The sequence below is a fragment of the Planomonospora sp. ID82291 genome, from assembly GCF_015711645.1.
Lineage (GTDB): Bacteria > Actinomycetota > Actinomycetes > Streptosporangiales > Streptosporangiaceae > Planomonospora.
Genome location: NZ_JABTEX010000003.1, coordinates 211,570 through 231,559, shown reverse-complemented (window position 1 = coordinate 231,559; position 19,990 = coordinate 211,570). Strand labels below are relative to the sequence as shown.

General features: G+C 76.6%; 10 protein-coding genes. 3 read left to right on the top strand and 7 right to left on the bottom strand.

Annotation, left to right across the window (positions count from 1 at the left end; translation table 11 throughout):
* Window positions 1–7 precede the first annotated feature (7 nt).
* From HS045_RS20320 to HS045_RS20300, 5 genes are read right to left on the bottom strand one after another with little or no spacing between them, the layout of a single operon-like run.
* Complete coding sequence (locus HS045_RS20320) at window positions 8–790, bottom strand: ABC transporter permease subunit (protein WP_307827617.1); 783 nt, start codon at window positions 788–790, stop codon at window positions 8–10.
* The gene (locus tag HS045_RS20315; RefSeq protein ID WP_196453040.1) at window positions 787–1,749 is read right to left on the bottom strand and encodes an ABC transporter permease; all 963 of its coding nucleotides are present in this window, start codon (window positions 1,747–1,749) and stop codon (window positions 787–789) included. Before HS045_RS20315 ends, HS045_RS20320 begins: the two co-directional genes overlap by 4 nt.
* Window positions 1,739–3,289 carry an ABC transporter substrate-binding protein gene (locus HS045_RS20310; RefSeq protein WP_196453039.1) on the bottom strand — a complete coding sequence of 517 codons (1,551 nt, stop codon included), beginning with the start codon at window positions 3,287–3,289 and terminating at the stop codon, window positions 1,739–1,741. Before HS045_RS20310 ends, HS045_RS20315 begins: the two co-directional genes overlap by 11 nt.
* A complete protein-coding gene (locus tag HS045_RS20305; RefSeq protein ID WP_196453038.1) occupies window positions 3,289–10,131 on the bottom strand; it encodes a type I polyketide synthase in 6,843 nt (2,280 codons plus the stop codon). Before HS045_RS20305 ends, HS045_RS20310 begins: the two co-directional genes overlap by 1 nt.
* Window positions 10,128–14,213, bottom strand: a complete 4,086-nt coding sequence (locus HS045_RS20300; RefSeq protein ID WP_196453037.1) for a non-ribosomal peptide synthetase — start codon at window positions 14,211–14,213, stop codon at window positions 10,128–10,130. The genes HS045_RS20305 and HS045_RS20300 overlap by 4 nt, the downstream gene beginning before the upstream one ends.
* Window positions 14,214–14,448: 235 nt before the next feature.
* Here HS045_RS20300 and HS045_RS20295 point away from each other — a divergent pair, with 235 nt between their 5' ends.
* The 3 genes from HS045_RS20295 to HS045_RS20285 are packed head-to-tail and all read left to right on the top strand — an operon-like array spanning window position 14,449 to window position 18,643.
* On the top strand, window positions 14,449–15,591 hold the full coding sequence (locus HS045_RS20295; protein WP_196453036.1) for a class I SAM-dependent methyltransferase: 1,143 nt from the start codon (window positions 14,449–14,451) through the stop codon (window positions 15,589–15,591).
* The gene (locus HS045_RS20290; protein ID WP_307827616.1) at window positions 15,588–17,552 is read left to right on the top strand and encodes a phosphopantetheine-binding protein; all 1,965 of its coding nucleotides are present in this window, start codon (window positions 15,588–15,590) and stop codon (window positions 17,550–17,552) included. The genes HS045_RS20295 and HS045_RS20290 overlap by 4 nt, the downstream gene beginning before the upstream one ends.
* A complete protein-coding gene (locus HS045_RS20285; RefSeq protein WP_196453035.1) occupies window positions 17,549–18,643 on the top strand; it encodes a saccharopine dehydrogenase NADP-binding domain-containing protein in 1,095 nt (364 codons plus the stop codon). Before HS045_RS20290 ends, HS045_RS20285 begins: the two co-directional genes overlap by 4 nt.
* A 66-nt stretch (window positions 18,644–18,709) precedes the next feature.
* Here the strand turns inward: HS045_RS20285 and HS045_RS20280 are convergent, their stop codons facing one another.
* Window positions 18,710–19,075 carry a hypothetical protein gene (locus tag HS045_RS20280; protein WP_196453034.1) on the bottom strand — a complete coding sequence of 122 codons (366 nt, stop codon included), beginning with the start codon at window positions 19,073–19,075 and terminating at the stop codon, window positions 18,710–18,712.
* A gap of 302 nt (window positions 19,076–19,377) precedes the next feature.
* Complete coding sequence (locus HS045_RS20275; protein WP_196453033.1) at window positions 19,378–19,947, bottom strand: hypothetical protein; 570 nt, start codon at window positions 19,945–19,947, stop codon at window positions 19,378–19,380.
* Window positions 19,948–19,990 lie beyond the last annotated feature (43 nt).

The following is a 19,990-nucleotide window of genomic DNA, read 5'->3' as shown; positions in this document are numbered from 1 at the left end:
CGCCCGCTCATGGGCGGGCCGCCAGGACGTGCGACAACCCCGCCACGGTGCCCGCCAGCAGGGCCAGCGCCACGGCGGGGGCGAGCAGCGCGGCCGGGTTGAGGCCGATGCCCGGCAGGTTCTCCCGGAGCATCGCCGCCCAGTCGGGGGCCGGCGGAGGCGGCCCGAAACCGAGGACGTTCAGCGCGGCGGTCAGCTGCACGGCCAGCACCGTGCGCTGACCGAGGTCGGCGCCGATCAGTCCGGCGTGCGCGGGGAGCACCTCCCTGCACAATACGGACAGGCCGCGCTCTCCCCGGGCCAGCGCGACCTCGACGTAACCGGCGTGCCGGGCCTGGGCGGTGGCGTCGGCCACCACCCGCAGGGTCAGCGGGGCGCCGCCGAGCACCGTCCCGGCGACGACCGCCGAAGGGCCGGGCAGCACTACCACCGCCAGCATCGCCACCAGGAGCAGGGGGAGCACCAGCAGCAGATCCGACAGGGCGGTGACCGTGCGGACGGCCCGGCTCCGGCTCCATCCCGCCCACAGCCCGCCCGCCACTCCCAGGGCACAGGCGGCGGCGGCCGCGGCCAGGGCGAGAAGGGTCAGCTCGCGCCCGCCGGCCAGCACCCTGGCCAGGACGTCGCGGCCCAGGGCGTCGGCGCCCAGCGGCAGGCCCGGTCCCGCGGCAGCCCACGGCACGGCCACGGTGCGGATCGGATCCCGGCCGGCCAGCGCCTCCCCGCCCAGGGCGATCACCAGCACGCAGCCGGCGGCGAGCGCGGCCGCACGCGTCCGGAAGGCTCTCACCGGGCCGCCCCGCCCCGGGGGTCCACGGCCCACGCGACGGCGTCGGCGGCCGTCAGGCCGGCGCCGACCACGACCGTCGCGAGCATGGCCACCGCCTGCACCACGGGCAGGTCCCGGCCGCCGATCGCCGAGACCAGCAGCTCACCCAGTCCTGCCAGGCCGAAGAGCGTCTCCACCACCGCCGTCCCGGCGACCAGCCCGCCCCCGACCACGGCGAGCAGCCGGGCGGCGGCGGGCGCGACGGCCGGGAGCACGTATCGCAGTGCGACGGCGGTCGCGGACATCCCCCGCAGGTCGGCGTCCCGGACGAAGGGCCGGGAGACGGCGTCGGCGACCGCGCCGCGCAGCAGGGCGGCGCCGTAGGCGGCGGCGGGCAGGGCGAGGGTCAGCACCGGCAGCACCAGCAGGTCGGGACGGCTCCACGCGGGCACGCCGACGGGGAGCAGCGAGACGGGCGGCACGAGCCGCCACCCCGCGGACAGCAGCGCCACCAGCAGCGCCGCCAGCGCGACCTGGGGCAGCGCCGCCCCGCCCACGACGAGCCCGGTGATCACTGGGCGCAGCGGTCGCGGCCCCCGCACCGCCGACCAGGCGAGGAGCGCCATGAGCGGTACGGCGAGCGCCAGCGCGGCCCCGGCCAGCGTGAGCGTCACCGGGATCCGCCCGCCGATCAGCTCGGCGACCGGCCGACCCGTGAGGAGCGAGTGCCCCGGCTCGCCGGACAGCATCCCGGCGAGCCAGTCCGCGTACCGCTCGGCGAGCGGCCGGTCCAGCCCGGCGGCGGCGCGCAACCGCGCCAGCTGCTCGTCCGTGGCCCGGCCGCCGCCCAGCACGACGGCGGAATCCCCCGGCAGCGCCTCGGCGAGCAGGAAGATCACCACGGAGGCGCAGGCCGGCGGCGCCCCGGCCCGCACGATCAGCCGGAGAACGCCGCCGAGCCGCGCCCGGTCAGCCGCCAAGAGCCACCTGGTCGATGAAGCCCGCCGAGAAGCCGATCCCCTCGGGCACCCCGGTCAGGCCCGGTTTGGCCAGGTCGAGCCGGTCGCTGAGCGCCCACACGGCGTATCCGCCCTCGTCGCGCAGCCGGGACTGCAGTGCGCCGAGCCGGGTGCGGCGCTCGGACTCGTCCGCCTCGGCCAGGGCCGCCTCCAGGCCGGCGTGCCACGTCTCGTCCTCCCAGGCCGTCTCGTTGGTCGCCGAGCCGGGCTTCAGCGCGACCCGGACCACGTCGAGGAAGGGGATGCCGCCCAGGTAGCCGAGGTAGAACGGCTCCTTGCCCCACACCGTCGAGAAATAGGTGTCGGCGGGGGCGAGCTCGACCTTCGCGCGGATCCCGATCTCCGCCAGCTGCTGCGCGATCAGCGTCGCCGCGGAGTCCATCCCCGGGTAGGCGGTGGTGCTGTGCAGGGTGAGGTCGACGCCGCCGGCGTGTCCCGCCTCGGCCATCAGCCTCCTGGCGCGCTCGACGTCGCGGGTGCGCTGCGGCAGCCCGGCGGGGCTGGTGGGGTCCTTGGGGGTGAGCAGGTCGTTGCCCACCTCGCCGAACCCGAGGAAGGCGACCTGCAGCAACTGCTCGCGGTCGAGCGTCAGCCGTACCGCCTCGCGGACGCGCCGGTCGTCGAAGGGCTTGCGGTCGGTCCGCATGACCAGCGGGTAGAGGGTCGCCCCGGGTCTGCGGACCAGCGTCACCGAGGGGTTCTCCGCGTGCTGTCTCACCAGTGCGGCCGGCACCGCCGCGGCCAGGTCCACCTGGCCGGACAGCAGCGCCTCGCCCCGCGCCTGGGGGTCGGGGACCGCCCGGACCTCGATGCGGCGGCTCGGCGGCTTCGGCCCCCACCAGTCGTCGTTGCGCTCGAACACCGCCGCCTGCGCGTCACCGCCGGCGGGGCGGAACGGCCCGGAGCCGGGGACGGGCCGGGTGAAGTCGGTGCTGCCCTCGGGGACGACGAAGGTCGCCCCCTCCAGGGCCTTGCCGACCTCGGCGTAGGGCTTCTCGGTGACCAGTTCGAAGGAGGTGGCGCCGAGCACCGTGGAGGCGTCCAGGTCGAACATCTCCATCCGGCCGAAGTTCTCCGCGGCCTTCTCCCCCATCCGGCGCAGTGAGAACAGCGCGTCCGCCGCCCTGACGGGCCGGCCGTCGGAGAACGTCGCGTCACCGCGGATCGTGATCTTCCAGCGGGTGAGGGACCTGTCGGGTTCCCAGGCGGTCGCGAGCCGGGGCAGCGTGCGTCCGCCGGGCCCGGGGAGGGTGAGCACGTCGTAGGTGAGGGCCATCCGCACCAGGTCGCTCTCGCCCGGCAGCAGGCCGTGCGGGTCGCGGGGGGCGTTGGACGGGGAGCCGGGGGCGGCGTAGCGGACCGTGTCCGACGCCGTACCGGACGCGGTGGACGGGGACGCGGCCGGAGATGCGGCCGTGTCGGTGCCGCCGGAGGAACAACCGGTCAGCAGCGTCGCCGCTGCGACCGCCGCACTGATCCGGCGGGAGAGTCGGGGGGACATCATGACCTTTCTGAAGGGAGCACGCGGTCGAGCTCGTCGTTGATCAGCCGGGCGACCCACTGCAGGACGGGCGGGTGCAGCAGGCCGTAGTGGTGCGCGTCGACGCCGGCGACCCGGACGGGCCCGGAGAGGTACCGGCCCCAGCCGAGGTCCGCCCGACCCGGCGGGGTGTCGTCGACGCCCATCCCGATCCCCGAGTTGCGCGGGGAGGGCCTGTCCGCGCGGACGAGCAGGGTGCGCATCGCCGGGTCGCCCCCCCGGGCGGGGGTGTGCGCGGCCAGGGCCCGCAGGTGCCGGGCGAACACGCGCAGGCGCGCCTCCAGGCCGTCGCCCCGCCCGAGGAGGCGGTGCGCGCGCAGCCGGTCCTCGATGGCGGCCAGGCGCCGCTCCTCCGGCAGGGCGGTGAGCGCGTCACCGGCGTCCAGGTCGATGCCGAGGAAGGCCTCCAGGGCGTGCACGTGCCGCAGCGCCACGGCCAGTTCGACCTCTCGGGCGTTCCGTCCGGGCACCGGCCTGATGAGGGCGGGGTCGTTGGAGTCGAGCATCACCAGGAGCGCGACCCGCTCGCCGTCCCGGTGCAGCCGCCCGGCCATCTCCTGGGCGACCGAACCGCCCATGGACCAGCCGCCCAGCAGCCACGGCCCGCGGCCGGCGGCCCTGACGGCCCGGACGTACCGCTCGGCGATGGCGGGGATCGACTCGGGGCCCGCGGAGCCGTCCCCGGACAGTTCGGGATCGGCCACCGCCACGACGTCCACGCGCGGGTCGACGAGCGTGGACAGCTCCACGTAGCACAGCACGTCGCCCCCCGAGGGGTGGGCGAGGAACAGGGTGGGGCGGTCCCCGGGCGCCGGATCCGTCCGCAGCGGGAGCAGGATGTCCTGGATCGCCGGCCGTGCGGCCCCGCCGGTCCGCGCGCGGGCGTCCGCGGCCGGCTCGCGCACCCGGGCCACGCGGTCGGCGGCGGGTTCCCGCACCCGGGCTGCGCGGTCGGCGGCCGGTCGTGCGGGCGCGCCGGTCCACGCGCCCGGGTCGGCGGCCAGCGCGCGCACCCGCGCCACGTGGTCGGCGATGGCCGTCTCGAGTTCACCGGCGGGCAGCACGCCTTCCAGCGCGTCCCACTGCAGGCGCAGCTCGCCGTCGTGCTCCAGCACCTGGTGGTCGAGCCACGTCTGCGGGGTCTGCGAGAGCGCGTACACCTGCTCGCCCGCCCACTCCAGCGCACCGGGCTCCTCCAGCAGGCCGTCCATGCCCAGGGCGCTGGTGAACACCACCGGCACCGGCCGCACCTCGCCGGTGCAGGCGCCCTGCTCGGCGAGCACGTCCAGGGCGGAGAACCCGCGGTGGTCCAGATCCTCGAACAATCGCGCCTGGGTGGCCCCGGCCCGTTCGGCGAAGCCCGCGGCCGGAGCCGCGGGGACCTCGTGGAGCACCAGCGAGGTGAAGTCCCCGACCACCCGGTTGACGTGCGGGTGGACGGGCGGCCGGTCGAACAGGGTGAGCGTCAGGCTGAACCCCGGCGAGCCCGACCAGCGGGTCAGCGCGTCGGCGTAGACGGTCAGCAGGACCGCCGTCGGCGTGACCCGGTGCTCGGCGGCCAGCTCCCGCAGGGCCGTCCATTCCCGGCGGCTCAGCCGCGCCGAGCGGCGGACGAACCGCGGGCGGCCCGGCGGCGGCGCGCCGACCGGCAGCGCGGGCGGCCCGGGGAGGGCGGGCAGCCGGGCGCGCCAGTACTCGGCCGCGGCGCCGTCCGCCCGGCCGTCCATCGCGCGGGCGCACTCGGCCGGGTGCACGTCGATCGGCGGCAGCTGCGCGTGCGGGTCCCGGTAGAGGGCGCGCAGCTCGGCCTCGACGATCCACCAGCTCGCCGCGTCGCAGACGAGCACGTCCACGCCGATGAACAGCCGCACCTTCCCGTCCGGCAGCCGGGCGGCCTGGACCTGCACCAGCGGCCAGCGGTCCGGCGGACCCGGCCGGGTGGAGAGGCGGTCGCGCAGCGCGGCCAGTTTGGCGGCCCGGTGCTCCTCGGAGGCCTCGGCCAGGTCGTGCACCCTGATCCGGTAGCGGGGCAGGTCGTCCAGGACGCGGAAGCGCCCCTCGGGAGTGGTCACCGCGCGCAGCATCGGATGGCGGGCGATCACGCCGTTCCAGGCGTCCTCGTAGCGGTCCGGGTCGAGTCCGGGGCAGTCGTACTCCAGGTAGAAGTGGCAGGGCACCTCGCCCCACCGGTAGCCGCCGCCCCGCCCGACCCAGTAGGCGTGCTGCACGCGGGTCATGGCGAAGGTGCCGTCGCCGCCGGGCCCGGTGCCCGGGTCGGGTTCGGCGGACGGGTCGGGTTCGGCGGACGGGCCGGGTTCGGAGGACGGGCCGGGTTCGGAGGACGGCCGGTGCGGCAGGCGTCCGCCCGCTCCGGCGTCCGCCGCCGCGGACCCGCTCCTCGCCTCCACGAGCCCGGCCAGCGCCGCGACGGTCGGGGCCTCCAGCAGGTCCCGCAGCCCCAGCCGCACGCCGTACCGGTCGCGCACCGCGCCGAGCATGCGCACCGCCAGCAGTGAGTGCCCGCCGAGGGCGAAGAAGTCGGCGTCCGCGGTGCCGACGCCGGTGCCGAACAGGTCGGACCAGAGCGCGGCGATCGCCTCCTGCACCGCGGTCGCCGGTTCGGCGCCCGTACCGCCGGCGGGCGTCCTCGGCCGCCCGCCGGCGGCGATCCGCGGGTTCAGGTCGGTCGTCGCGACGGCCACGGCGGGCGGCAGGACCCCGCGGGCGCCCGCCTCCAGCAGCCGGTCCAGCGCGCGGACGCCGGTGGCGGCGTCCAGGGCCTCGGCGAGCACCACCGCCTCCTCGCCGACGCGCCAGCCGTCCCAGACGGCGCTGCACCACCGGGCCGGGGCCGTAGCCGGGGCCGCGGAGGCGGCGAAGGCGTCCATCGCGGCGTTGGCGGCGGCGTACGCCCCCATGCCGATCCCGCCCACCAGTGTGGTGACCGACGACATCAGCACCACGGTGCGCGGACGGCGCTCCTCGGGCAGCGCCTCGACCGCCGTGCGAAGCGCCAGCGCACCGCCCAGTTTGGCGCGCACCTGCGCGGCGGTCCGCCCGGGGTCGAGCGCCCGCACCGGGTCCAGCTCGGCGCCCGCCACGACGCCGGCCGCGTGCACGACGAGTTCCACGGGCCCGTCCTGCGACAGCTCCCGCATCAGTCCGGCGGTGGCGACGGGGTCGGTGGCGTCGCAGCGGCGGACCTCCACGCCCGCCTCCGTGAGCGCCGCGTCGGTCCTGGCGCCGGTGCGCGAGGTGACGACGACCCGGTGCCCGCGTCCGGCGAGGTGCCGGGCGAACAGCCGTCCGACCGCGCCGAGTCCGCCGATGATCAGCGCGGTCCCGGTCCCGGTGCCGTCACCGGTCCCGCTGCCGGTCCCTCCGGTCGGCGGGGGCCGCCAGGAGACCAGCCGCCGCCGCCAGCGCGCCCCGCCGCGCAGGACGGACTCCGCGCCCGTGCCGTCCCCGGCGGCGAGCGCGGCGAGCTCCCCCAGTACGGCGGACGCCTCCGCGGGTGCGGCGGCGGGCGCGCCGAGGTCGACGGTGGCCCAGCGCAGTCCGGGGTGCTCCTGGCCGAGCACGCGCGGCAGGGCCCGGAGCGCGGCCTGCCGCGGGTCGGGAGCCGGGTCGTCGCCCACCCGCTCGCCGTGGCGGGTCACCAGGAGAACGGCGGGCGCGGCGCTCTCCGTCATCTCCCCGGCCGTGCCGCCGGTCGTGCCGCCGACGATGCTCCCGGTCATGCTCCCGGTCAGCGCGGCGGTGTGCGCGCCGAACTCCAGCATGCCGTCGACGACCGCGCCGACGGGATCGGCGCCGAGAGGATCGGAGCCGAGGGGGCGGTCCGCGCCGCCCGGCCCGGCCGCGACGATCACCAGTCCGGCGAGCGGTTCCTCCTGCCGATCGCCTGCGGCCAGCGCCGCGCGGATCGCGTCCGGCAGTTCACCGCTCCCCGCCACGAGCCAGCGGCCGGCGGGCGCGGAGGCGGGTTCGGCCGGAGGCTCCTGCCGCCACGCGGCAAGCTGCAGCGGCTCGTCGGCGCCGACCCCGGGGTCCGGCGCGGCCGGCGCCTGCGGTTCGATCCACAGCCGCCGCCGCTGGAAGGCGTAACCGGGCGCCGCCACCCGCCGCCGGCCCGGACCGGAGAGCACCACCGGATCGACCGGCACGCCGTGCGCCCACAGCACGCCGAGCGCCTGCCGTACCGTGACCGTTTCGGGCTCGTCGGGGGTCAGCGTGCTCACGGTGGCCCGCAGCCCGGGGAGGGCGTGCCTCCTGGCCAGCGTGGACAGCGCCGTGCCCGGTCCCGCCTCGACGAGCAGCGCGGGCTGCTCGCCGAGCGCGGCGCGCAGCGCGTCGGAGTAGCGCACCGGGCTGCGCAGCTGCCGCACCCAGTGCTCGGGATCGGCCAGCTCGGCGCCGACCGGACCGCCGGTGACCGTGCTGAAGACGGGGGGCCGCGGCACGCCGCCGGTCATCCCGGCCAGCGCGGCGCGCAGGGCGGGGAGCTCGGGTTCCATCAGCCGCGAGTGCATCGCCGCGTCCACGCGCAGCGGCACGCCCCCGCCGCGCAGTCCGGCCGCGAACGCCCGGACGGCCGCCGCCGGGCCCGACACCACGCAGGCTCCGGGGGCGTTCACCGCCGCGAGGTCGACGTCGGGGTGGCGGCGCAGCAGTTCCCGCACCGCCTCCTCGCCCAGGGGGACGGCGAGCATGGACCCGCCGCCGGCGGCGCGGGCGGCGGCGGCGCAGCGCGCCGCGACCAGCCGGGCGGCCTCCGGCAGCGGCAGCGCCCCGCTCACGGCGGCGGCGGTGCACTCGCCGAGGCTGTGCCCGACCAGGGCCTGCGGCTGCACGCCCCAGGAGGCGAGCAGCCGCGACAGCGCGAAGGAGACGGCGAACAGCGCGGGCAGCCCGAAGGCCGCGTCGCGCACCCGCTCCGGCTCCAGGCCCGGATCGAGGACGTCGCGGACGTCGGCGCCGAGCAGCGGGCGCAGGAGGTCGGCGCACGCGTCGAAGGCCGCGGCGAACACCGGCTCGTCGCGGTGGAGGCCGCCGCCCATTCCTGGGTAGGGGCTGCCCGCCCCGGGGAAGGCCAGCACGACGCGCGGCGCGGGCACCAGGGCCTGGACCGGCGCGGTGCGGGCCAGCCGCTCCGGTCCCACGGCGGCGACGCGGTGGGGCAGTGCGGCCCGCCCGGCGGCCAGGGTGTGGGCCAGGTCGGCGGCTCCGTCCGCGGTCACGGCGTCCGCGACGGCGGCCGCGCCCGCGACCGCGGCCTGCGGGGTGGCGGCCGAGACGGTCAGGAGCTGCGGCCGCGTGTCGGCGGGGGGCCGCGGCGGGTCGGGCGCGGGGCCGAGGACGGCGTGGCAGTTGGTGCCGCCGATGCCGAAGGAGCTGACACCGGCGTAGGGCGGGGTGTCCCACCCCCGTGTCTCCGTGACCACCTCGAACGGCGAGTCCGCCAGGCCGAGGTGGGGGTTGAGCGGACGGGCGTGCAGGGAGGCGGGCAGCACCCGGTGGTGCACGGCCAGGACCGCCTTGATGAACGAGGCGATGCCCGCGGCGGTGTTGGCGTGGCCGATGTTGCCCTTCACCGAGCCCAGGCCGCACCAGGCGGGGCCGCTGCGGCCGAACGCCCGCCGCAGCGCGGTCACCTCGATGGGGTCCCCGATCCGGGTCGCCGTGCCGTGCGCCTCGATCAGGCCGATCTCACGCGGGGTGACGCCGGCGACGGCCAGCGCCTCGGCCAGCACCTTGACCTGGCCGCCGACCGAGGGCGCGGTGAATCCGGCCTTGGCGGCGCCGTCGTTGTTCACCGCCGAGCCGTGCAGGAGGGCCAGGACCGGGTCGCGGTCGGCCAGGGCGTCCGACAGGCGGCGCAGCACGACCACGCCGACGCCCTGCGTGTAGACGATTCCGGTGCCCCGCTCGCTGAACGGGCGGACCGCGCCGTCGGCGGAGAACATGCCGTCGGGCACGTGGAGGTAGCCGCGGCCCTGCGGAACGATCAGCGAGACGCCGCCGGCCAGGGCCGTGTCGCACTCTCCGGCGAGCAGGGACTGGGCGGCCAGGTGCACCGCGACGAGCGAGGTGGAGCAAGTCGAGGCCACCGCGACCGCGGGGCCGGTGAGATCGAGCCGGTAGGCGGTCTGCAGCGGCAGGTAGTCGGTCTGGGTGGCCATCGCGGTCTGGAAGCTGCCGAGCGGGTCGGCGCCGCCGCCGGTCGGGTCCCAGCGGCCGGCGAGGTTGGCGGCGAGGTAGGCGCTCTGGGCCGCGCCGGCGAACACGCCGACCGCACCGGCGTCCCTGCCGCCCCCGTGCCCGGCGTGTTCCAGGGCGTGCCAGGCGCACTCCAGGAACAGCCGGTGCTGCGGGTCGAGCAGGGCGGCCTCGGCGTCGGTGAACCCGAAGGGCGCCGGATCGAAGTCGGCCTGGCCCTCGATCAGGCCTCCGACGGGGACGAAGCAGGGGTCGCCGCGCAGACCGGCGGGCACCCCTCTGCCGATCAGCTCCTCGTCGGTGAACCGGGTCAGGCCGTCGCGGCCGTCGCGCAGCAGCTCCCAGTAGGCGTCGGCGTCGGCCGCGCCGGGGAAGCGGCAGGCCAGGCCGACGACGGCGATCGGTTCCGCGGCCTGCTGACCCGGCCGCACCGGGTCCGGCGGGCTCTCCCGGCGCTGCGGGGCCTGCGGGTCCGTCGGGTTCCGCCGGTTCATCGGGTGCTGCCGGTCCGTCTGGTTCATCGGGTCCGTCGGGGTGGTCGGGTTCACCGGAGTGGTCGGGTTCGTCGGATTCGTCGGGTTCATCGGGCGAGCTCCGCGGCGTGCGCACGGGCCGCTCTGCGGGACGCGGCCCGGCCGGGGGACCCGCCGGCCGGCGCGGGGGCCGTATCGGAGGCGGGCGCCGCGTCCGCGTCGGAGCCGGGCGCCGGATCCCCGGCGGCAGGCCCCCGTGTCCCGTCTTCCCGGCGGGTCGTGACGAACGCGGCGAGCTCGCGGACGGTGGGGCGGGCGAAGAGGTCCACCACGGTGAGGTCGGCGTCCAGCTCGGCGCGGAGCCTGCGGTGCGCGAGCACGACGGTCAGCGACGAGGCGCCGAGCCGGAAGAAGGGGGTCGTCACGTCCACCGGCGCGTCGAGGAGCTCGCTGAACACCCGGGCCACCGCGCGCTCCACCTGCGGGTCCGGTCCCTCCCCGGCCTCCGGTACGGGAGCGGGCGCGAGAACCGCCTCTCCCTCGGCGGGGCGGAGGACGGCACCGGACACGCCCCCCGAGGGGTGGAGGGCGGCGCCGGACACGGGAACGGCGCCGCCCGCCCACCCGCCGGGGTCGCCGGCCGGTCCGGCCGTCACGGCGAGCTCGATCAGGCCGTCGGCGGGAAGGCGCCCGGTCACGGTGAAGCCGTGCGGGGCCAGCGCCGCCGTGAGCCGCCGCGCCCAGTCCCCCGCCGCCGTCAGCGCGTCGCTCGCGGACAGCGTCCCGCGGAACGCGGTCAGCCGGACCTCCAGCCCGGGGGCGTGGAGCAGGCCGGCGAGCCCGGGACCGGGGGAGGCGGGCGCGGCGACGCCGTGCGCGGGAACCGGCGGTGTCGCCGGGTGCGTCCCCGGGGCGGGTGCGGTGTCCGGGGCGGGTTGCGGGGCGGGTGCGGTGTCCGGGGCGGGTTGCGGGGCGGGCGCGGTGTCCGGGGCGGGTCCGGCTGCGCGCCGGTACGGGTTGGGCAGCGCCGCGTAGTCGATCTTGCCGTTGGCGGTGATCGGGAACGCGTCCATCACCAGGAACCGGTTCGGCACCATGAACGACGGCAGGTTCTCCCGCAGCGCCTCGATCAGGGCGTCGTCCGCCGGCGGGGAGCCCGGATCGGCGGGCACGTGGTAGCACACCAGCCGGGGCCGGTCGTCGGGCCCGGGCACCGCGCGCGCCACGGCCTGCCGTACCGACGGCAGCCGGTCCAGGGTGGACTCGATCTCACCGAGTTCGATGCGGTGGCCGCGGATCTTGACCTGGCGGTCCAGTCTGCCGAGGAACTCGATCGTCCCGTCGTGCCGCCACCGGCCGAGGTCTCCGGTCCGGTAGAGCCTGCGCCTGAGCACGGGGTGGACGATGAACCGCTCCGCGGTCTGCACGGGGTCGCCCACGTACCCGCGGGCCAGGCCGCCGCCGCCGATGTGCAGTTCCCCGGGGACGCCGACCGGGCACGGCCGCCCCTGCGGGTCGAGCACCTGGAAGGACTGGCCGCGCAGCGCCCTGCCGTACGGGATGCTCGGCCAGGCCGGGTCCACCGCGTCGATCGGGTGGCAGATCGACCAGATGGAGGCCTCGGTCGCGCCGCCGAGGCTCACCACCTCGGCCTGCGGGGCCAGGGCGCGCAGGCGGTCGGGCAGGGTGACCGGGATCCAGTCGGCGGACAGCAGCACCAGGCGCAGGCTCGACAGCGCGCGCCGGACCGCCTCCGGCTCCAGTTCGGCGTATTCGACGAGCATCTCCAGCAGCGCGGGCGCGGTGTTCCACACCGTGACCCGGTGCTGGGCCATCAGCTCCAGCCAGTGCCCGGGGTCGCGCTGGCGGTGCGCGTCGGGCAGGACGACGGCGCCTCCCTCGCCGAGCACCGAGAAGACGTCGTACACCGACAGGTCGAAGCTGAAGGCCGACAGGGCGAGCACCCGGTCGTCGCCGGACAGCGGGAAGCGCAGGGCGAGGTCGTCGAGGGTGGTGCGCGCGGCCCGGTGCTCGATCGCGACGCCCTTGGGCCTCCCGGTGGAGCCCGAGGTGAAGATCACGTAGGCGAGGTCGTCCGGCGCGGGACGGCGCGGCTCGGCCTCCGCCGGGAGTGCGAGGACGCCGTCGGCGTCCAGCCGGTGCACGGTCACCTCCTCGGGCCAGACCGAGACGTCGGTGCCGGGAGCGGCGAGCGCGTGCCGTACGCCCGCCTGCCGGCACAGGGCGGTGACGCGCGCCCGCGGCCAGGACGGCTCCACGGGCACGTATCCGGCGCCGGCGGCGAGCACGCCGAGAAGCGCGGTGACCTGCGCGATCCCCTTGTCGGCCGCCACGGCCACCAGGTCGCCGGGGCCGAGGCCGGCTCCGGCGAGCGCCCGGCCGGTGCGCTCGGTGCGCTCGGCGAGGCGGCCGGCGTCCACCCGGGTCGTCGCGTCGATCAGCGCGGGTGCGGCGGGGGCCCGTACGGCGCGGGCCCGCAGCGGGTCGTCCAGCAGCGGGCCCGCCCCGCCGAACGCGCCGTCCGGCGGGTTCTCGTCCCGCCGGAAGGACGGGTCCCAGCCCAGCGTGGGGTCGGTCCACGCGCCGGGATCGGCGGCGAGCAGCCGCAGCAGCCGGGCGTGGGCGGCGAGCATCCCGTCGACGAAGCCGTCGGGAAGCGCCCCGTCCACCGCGTCCCAGGCGATCCGGAGCCGGCCGCCCTCCTCGCGGACGATGTGGTCGAGCAGGACCTGCGGGGTCTGGGAGACGCCGAACACCTCCGTGCCGAGCCAGGCGGTGGGGGGCTCGCCCTCGCCGGCGAGCCCGATCCCGCTGGTGAAGACGACGGGATGCACCGGGACGGGCAGGCCGGTGGCCGCATCGACGCTCCGGGCGCGCCGCCCCGACTCGGCGGCGGCGCGCAGGGCCTCCATCCCCGAGACCGCGCGGTGGTCCATGTCCGCCCAGAACCGGCGGTTGACCGCGGCGGCGTAGCTCGCGAAGCCGTACCAGCCGCCGGGGTCGGCGACCGGGATCTCCACGAGCACGGTGCTGGTGAAGTCGCCGACGACGGTGTCGAGCCCCGGGGTGTCGTCGCCGGTCGCGAAGTCGTCGCGATCGAAGAGCGTGGTGTTCAGGCAGAAGGAGTCGTGGCTCCCCCAGCGCTGGAGCACCAGGCCGAACGCCGCCAGCAGCAGGCCGGTGGGGCTCAGGCCGTGGGAGGCGGCCTGCTTGCGCAGCCGGTCCCACTGATCGGCGTCGAGTTCGGCCTCGTGCCGGGTGAAGTGCGGCACGCCCAGCTCCGCCGGCCCGCGGGTCCAGGGCAGTCCGGGCCCGTCGGGCAGCGTGGGGGCGCGGCGCTCCCAGTACGCGGCGGCCGTCTCCCGGCGGCGCTGCTCGGCCGGGTCGTCGAGGCGGCGCCGGACGAGGTCGGCGAAGGTCAGCGGCGGGGCGGGCGGGTTCAGAGCGGGATCGGCGACGAGGGCGCCCCATTCGCGCATCAGCCGCATCCAGCTCATCAGGTCCAGGGCGAGCACGTCGACACCGGCGAACAGCCGGGTCCGTCCGTCCGGCAGCAGCGCGGCCCGCAGGTCGAACAGCGGCCACCGGTCGGTGGGCCGCACCTGGTGCGAGCACTCGGCCCGCAGCGCGTACAGCGCCTCCTGCACCGCCTCCGGCGCGGCGAGCCGCAGGTCGGTGACGGCGATGGCGTAGTCGGGCGCCTCGGCGAGCACCCGCTGCCGGGCGTCGGGTCCGATGACCATGCGGAGCATCGGGTGCCGGCGCACCAGCCGGTTCCAGGCGGCGGCGAGCCCGGCCAGGTCGGCTTCGGGATCGCCGCCGGGGGTCCGGTCGAACTCCTGGTAGTAGAAGGTGGCGACGCCGCCGAGCGGGAAGGCCGGGTCGCGGCCCACCAGGTACGCGGCCTGGATGGGGGTGAGGGGGAACGCGCCGGAGTCCGGCACCGTCCCGGCCGCGACGGTGCGCGCGGTGGCCGCGTCGAGGAACGCGGTCAGCGGGAGGTCCAGTCCGACGTCCTCGCGGAGCCGGCGGCGCAGCCGTACGGCCGTGAAGGAGTCCAGACCGAGGGCGATGAGGTCGGCGTCCGGGTCGATCTCCTCCGGCCTGCGTTCCAGCACGTCGGCCAGGCAGACGAGCACGTCGTCGATGGATGCGGGCTGGCTTTCACCCAACGCTGAGTCCTTCCCGAGTACGAAAACGGTTTTCATTTTTGCACTGCGATCCCGACATGTCTAGATCTTGAAAATGATTACCGTTTTGTCTAGCGTGTGGCCGACCGCCGTCCGCGGCACGGCCCCGCCGTCACGGCCCCGCCGCCACGACTCCACAGCAGGACTCCACGGTCACGACTCCACAGCAGGACTCCACGGTCACGACTCCACAGCAGGACTCCGCAGAAGGGCCCTCATGCCAGCCGACCTGTCCGCCCGCGCGCACGCAGCGGGCTCGGCCGCGACCACCGGCATCGACGCCTCCGCCGTCTCCACCGCGGTCGAGGACCTCGACCGGCTCGTCCTCCTCGGGATCGCGGCCGAGCTCCACCGCGCCACTCGGCTGGGCGCCCCCGGCGCGCACCGGCCCGAGCCGGCCGCCGAGGACCTGGGAGCCGCGGTGCGGCACCGCTGGATCGTCGGCCACTGGCTCGCCGCGCTGCACGAGGCGGGACTGGCCCGCCGGGACGCGCAAGGCCGCTACCACGGCCTGCACCGCCCCTCCCGGGCCGAGCTGGCCGTCGCCCGCACCCGCATGGAGAACGCCGCAGCCGTCCTCGGCTACCCTCCCGCGCTGGCCGGGATGCTGCTCCGCTCGCTGCGCCTGATCCCCGAGCTGCTGCGGGACGAGGTCGGGGTGCAGGCCCTGCTCTACCCCGACGGGGAACCGGCCACGGCCGAGGCCGTCTACCGGGACAACACGGTCAGCCGCTACCTCAACCTCGCCGCCGCCGAAGCGGTCCGCGACCTGGCCGAGCGTTCACCGCGACCGCTGCGGGCGCTGGAGCTGGGCGCCGGGATCGGCGCGACCACGGCGGACCTGCTGCCCGCGCTCGCCGGAAGACCGGTCGAGTCCTACCTGTTCACCGACCTGTCCCCGTTCTTCCTCGACGTCGCCCGGCGCCGGTTCGACGCGCCCTTCCTCCGCTACGGACTGCTGGACCTCGCCGGAGGGCTCCCGGGCCGGCCGGGCGGACTGGACCTGGTGGTGGCGGCGACCGCGGCGCACAACGCGCCCCACGTCGGCCGGCTGCTCGACCAGGTGGCCCGGCGGCTCGCCCCGGGCGGGCGGGTGCTGCTCATCGAGACCGTCAGGGAGCACGCGCAGTCCCTGACCACGATGCCGCCCGCGCTGTCCCCGCGCGAGGGCCCCGGCCCGCCGCCGCGGCACGACGGGCGGGCCGGCACCACCCGCACCTACCTGACCCGCGCGGAGTGGCGGGACCGGCTCGCCCGGGCCGGGCTGCGGGTCGAGGCGGACCTGCCCCCCGACGGCGATCCGCTCACTCCGCTCTCCCAGCGTCTGTTCGTCGCCACCGTACCGATGGAGCCCTCGTGACCACCGCCCCGCAGAGCGTGAACCTGAAAGAGGAGCTGGCCGCCATCTGGGCGGAACTGCTCGCCCTGTCCCCCGACGCCGTGCCCGGTGACGTCAGCTTCCTGCGGCTGGGCGGTGACTCCGTGCTGACGGTGCGGATGTCGGCGCTGGTGCGCCGGCGCCTCAACGTGGTGCTCGCGCTGTCGGACGTGCGGGTGGAGATCACCCTGAACCAGCTGGCCGACCTGGTGCGGCGGCGCGCCTCGGACGAGCCGATGGCCCGCACGCTGCCGCTCCAGGTGACCAGGCGCCCCGACCCGTACGCCGAGTTCCCCCTGCTCCCCCTGCAGCAGGGCTACTTCGTGGGCCAGCAGGACGGCTGGGAGCTGTCCTACGATTCGGCCCACTACTACCTGGACTACGCGCTGCGCGGCGTGGACGGCGACGAGGCCGCCGACGCCCTGTCCGACGCGATCGAACGGCTCGCCGTCCACCAGCCCGCCCTGCGGGTCAGGGTCACGCCCGAGGGCCGGCAGCGGATCCTGGCCGACGGCGCTCCCCGGCTGACGGTGTACGACCTGCGCGCGTCCTCCCCCGAGGACGCGGCGGCGGCACTGGCCGGGGTGCGGCACGAGATGAGCGTCCGCGGCCCCGACCCCACCGGCGGGCCCGGTCTCGACGTCCGCCTGACCCTGCTGCCCGGCGGTGAGGGGCGGCTCCACCTCGGGTTCAGCCTGCTGACCTTCGACGGCTGGTCGTCGGGGGTGCTGAGCAGGGACCTGCTCGCCTACGCGGCGGACTGGAACGCCGTGCTGCCGCCGCTGGAGGTGGACTTCGGCGACTACGTCACGGCCCTGGCCGGCCTGCCGGAGACCGAGGCGTGGCGGGCCGACCGCGACTGGTGGTTCTCCCGGCTGGACGACCTGCCCCTGCCGCCCGCCCTGCCGCTCGCCGCCGACCCGAAGGACGTGCGGCCCGTCACCATGGGCAACCGCGAGCACCGCTGGAGCGCCGAGCGCTGGAGCGCGCTGCGCCGGGAGTGCGCGCGCCGGGAGGTGACCCCCTCCACGGCCATGTTCACCGCGTTCGCGATCGTGCTCGCCCGCTGGTCGGGCCACCGCCGGATGCTGCTCACCTCCCTCCAGCTCAACCGGCTCCCCCTGCATCCCGATCTGCACCGGGTGGTCGGGGCCTTCGCCTCGACGATGCTGCTGCCCGTCGAGCTCGCCCACGGCGCGACCTTCGCCGAACTGGCCGCCGCCGCGCAGCGGACCTCCGGCGAGCACGCCGCGCACAACCTCGTCACCGGCGTCGAGGTGGGCCGCGAACTGGCCCGGCGCCGCGGCACGTGGCGGCCGGTGGGACCGGTGGTCTTCCAGAGCGTGCTGGGCGTGGACGCGGCCATGGGCGGCCGCCCTCCGGAGGAGGCCGGGCCGCTGGGCCGGATCATCGCGGGCGACTACTTCCACCAGCTGCGCACGCCGCAGGTGGCGCTGGAGGTGCGCTGCTTCGAGATCGGCGACGAGGCGGTCGCGGTGTTCTCGCTCGTCGACGAGCTGTTCGACGCGACGGCGGTGACCGCGGCGTTCACCGAGTTCGTCGCGGTGGTGGACGGCCTCGCCGACGGTTCCGGCTGGGACCTGGTGCCGCGGCTGCCGGAACCCGCCGATCTGCCCGCCCAAGAGGACGGGCCGCGGCTGGGCCGGCTGCCCGAAGCCGCCTCAGAGCGCTACAGCGGTCCGCCGGCGGACGAACTGGAGCAGACCGTCGCGGAGGTGTTCGAAGAACTGCTGGAGGTGCCCGTACTGGACCGCGGCGCGGACTTCTTCGCCCTCGGCGGCGACTCCTTGCTCGCGGTGCGGACGGTGGTCCGGCTGGCCAAGGAGATCGGCGTGACCGTGCCCGTGCGCGAGTTCCTGGCCGATCCGACGGTGGCCGGCGTGGCGCACGCCGCCCGCACCAGGACAGAGGACTCCCGATGAACGGAGGACCCCCGGTGATCGGCGTGCTGGGCGCGACCGGGGCCGTGGGCCGCACGGCGGCCGAGCGCCTGGCCGCCTTCGGGCCGGGCGGGCTGCGGCTCGGCGGACGCGACGCGGCGCGGGCCGCGGACCTCGCGCGGACGCTGCCCGCGCCGGCCGAGGCCGTGCGGGTGGATCTGACCGACCCGGACGACCTCGCCCGGTTCTGCGCGGGCTGCACGATCGTGGTGAACTGCGCGGGCCCCACCTACCGGGTGCTGGACACCGTGGCGCGGGCCGCGTTCGCGGCCGGCGCCGACTACGTCGACATCGGCGGGGAACTCGCCGCCAAGGACGCCCTCTCCGGCTCCGCCGTCCCCGGGGAGCGGACCGCGGTGTTCTCCGCCGGGGTGATGCCGGGGCTGTCCGGTCTGCTGCCCCGGCTGCTCGCCAACGGGCGCCCGCTCCGCAGGCTGGACGTCTACGTCGGAGGCGCGGCGGTGTTCACCCCGCTGTCCGCGGTGGACGCGCTCCTGACCCGCGGCCCGAGGTTCGGCGTGCCGATGGCCGCCTGGCGGGAGGGAGCCGCCACTCCGCTGGCGCCGCTGCACGGGGTGCGGCTGCCGGGATTCCCGGTGCCGGTGCACGCCTGGCCGTACCTCACCACCGAGGCGCAGGCCCTGGCCGCGGCGTGCGGCGCGGACGAGGTGCGCTGCTACAACGTGTTCGTCTCCGGCAGGATCCCCGAGGCGCTCTCCGGCGCGTGGGCGGACGTCCCCGACGTCCACGCCGCTCCGCTGGAGACGCTCCGGCCGTACGCCACGCAGGTGGTGGACGCCTCCCGGCTGGACAACGCCGACGTCGGGGCGTTCTACGTGATGCTGTTCACCGCCCGCCCCCACCGTGGCGCGCCTGCGGGCCCCACCCGCATGCTCCTGACCGCGGAGGACTCCTACGCCCTGAGCGGGGTGGTGACGGCGCTGGCCGCACGGGCCGTGCTCGCCGGTCGGATCCCTCCCGGGGTCCACCTGGCCGCGGAGGCCCTCGACCCGGACGAGGCGGCGACCGCGCTCAGGGGCGATCCGCTGGTCACGGAGCTCGCTTTGAGCTGACCGGCCCCGGCCGCCTCGGCGGGGCGAGACCTGCGACGCCCCGCCACGGCCGCCTCGGGAGAGGGGTCAGTTGGAGGCGCGGTCCGGACCCGCCGTGGTGGACGACGAATCGTAGAAGTCGTCGCCGCTGCGGCTGGTGGGCTCGTCGTCGTCCTGCTCCCCGCCGGCGTCCCGCCCCTCATCGGCGCCCTGCGTACCGGAGGCGGGAGCGCCGCCGGTCCCCGCCCCGCGGCCGGGACCGCTTTCGGGACCGCTTTCGGGACCGCGGCCGGTCGCCGTCCCGGGGGCGGGACCGTCGCTTCCGCACAGGTGGCGAAGCGGGCTCTTCCCGTGGCAGGAGGCACCGGCCCCCGCCGCGGCCGCGGCGGGGAGCTGGAAAGCCAGCGCCGTCATGGTGATCCCGAAGAGGGTGATGCGCGACATCCTGCCCATGGGACTTCCTTCTCTCGTTCTGGTTCGGCCGGGACCCGGACCGCATCCGGTGTCCGTCCCGGTCGGCTTCGGGCGAGGCGGCGACCGGACGCAGGAGAGCGATACCCGCCCGCCGAATCCACCGAAACCTGCGTTCTGTCCGATTACAGGACAGAGTTGTTGTTGTCTGTACAAGACCACTGAGCAGCGGCGACCGCGCCCGCCTGACATGAGGGCATCGGGACGTCCCAGCGGCGGCCGAGGCCGGGACGGGAAGCGGTACCGTCCCTCGCGAGGAGAGCCGTCCGGTGGACGGCGCCGGCTCACTCTCCCAGCTCGGTGGATACCGGGCGGAAGCCTCCCGCCGCGGCGGTGAGGCGGAGTCTTTCGCCTGCGGGGAGGACGAGCCGAGCGACGCCCTGATCGTCGGTGGTGGCCTGGGCGCCGCCGACCGTGACGGTTGCGCCCGTCACCGGGCGGAGCGTCGGATCCTCCGGGACCCTGGCGGTGACCTCGACGGTGAGGGGGATCCTTCCGTTCGCGGGATCGCCGATCCGGATGGGACCGAGGATCAGCGGCGGCTGCTTCGTGCCGGGGCAGTCGGCCTGGGTGGGCAGCCCGCTGGAGCGCACGCCGTCCACGTCGCTGGTGACCGTGCCCGTGACCTTCGCCGGCCTGGTGACGGTGAGCTCGCCTCGCAGGCGGCCGGAATGGCGTCCGGTCGCCTGGAGGTCGGCCCGCCAGATGCCGAGGAGCGTGGGACCGGGCGTGGTGAGGGACTCGGTGCCGGTGAGGAAGGTCCGGCCGTCGTCGGAGTAGCGGTCGTAGCGGACCTCCCATCTCCCGGCCAGGAAGGTGCCGGTGAATCGGAGAAGGCGCCCGGCTGGGGCCACGCGGCCAGGGCGGTGAGGAGGATCCCCGCGACGGCCGTGCGGC

Coding starts and splice junctions, on each gene's coding strand:
- HS045_RS20295 (WP_196453036.1), top strand. CDS start 14,449: ATGCCAGCCGACCTGTCCGCCCGCGCGCACGCAGCGGGCTCGGCCGCG.
- HS045_RS20280 (WP_196453034.1), bottom strand. CDS start 19,075: ATGGGCAGGATGTCGCGCATCACCCTCTTCGGGATCACCATGACGGCG.
- HS045_RS20310 (WP_196453039.1), bottom strand. CDS start 3,289: ATGTCCCCCCGACTCTCCCGCCGGATCAGTGCGGCGGTCGCAGCGGCG.
- HS045_RS20305 (WP_196453038.1), bottom strand. CDS start 10,131: ATGAACCCGACGAATCCGACGAACCCGACCACTCCGGTGAACCCGACC.
- HS045_RS20285 (WP_196453035.1), top strand. CDS start 17,549: ATGAACGGAGGACCCCCGGTGATCGGCGTGCTGGGCGCGACCGGGGCC.